1 protein-coding gene is annotated in these 380 nt (G+C 66.8%); it reads right to left on the bottom strand.

Annotated elements, in window-relative coordinates; translation table 11 throughout:
• Nucleotides 1-380: ATP-binding cassette domain-containing protein (locus tag HX846_RS38695; RefSeq protein WP_178967636.1), on the bottom strand; the 380-nt coding region annotated here is incomplete at both ends.

The following is a 380-nucleotide window of genomic DNA, read 5'->3' as shown; positions in this document are numbered from 1 at the left end:
CGGACAACGCGCCGACGTTGACCTTGCCCGACGCCACGCGGATCGACAGGGACTTGATCGCATCGCGTGAGCGTTGTGCGGCGTGGCCACGGTCGAGCACGCCACCGGCATGGGCATCCGGCACACACGCACAGACGTTGATGTTGTCGGCCACGCTCATGTCGAGAAACAGACCCTGGGCCTTGCGGTCCTCGGTGAGGTAGACGACACCGGCACGAATCGCATCCGCCGGGTTGCGCAGTTGGGTCACGGTTTTGCCGACCACCTCCAGGGTGCCGGAGGTGCGTGGGTCGGCGGCAAAGATCAGCCGTGCCAGTTCGGTACGCCCGGCGCCCACCAGGCCGGCGATGCCCAGCACTTCACCGGCGTGCAGGTCAAAG

Source organism: Pseudomonas sp. K5002, assembly GCF_013386655.1.
In the GTDB taxonomy this organism is placed as follows: Bacteria; Pseudomonadota; Gammaproteobacteria; order Pseudomonadales; family Pseudomonadaceae; genus Aquipseudomonas.
Note: the sequence above shows the minus strand (reverse complement) of the source record. Positions and strands in the feature narration are given on the sequence as shown.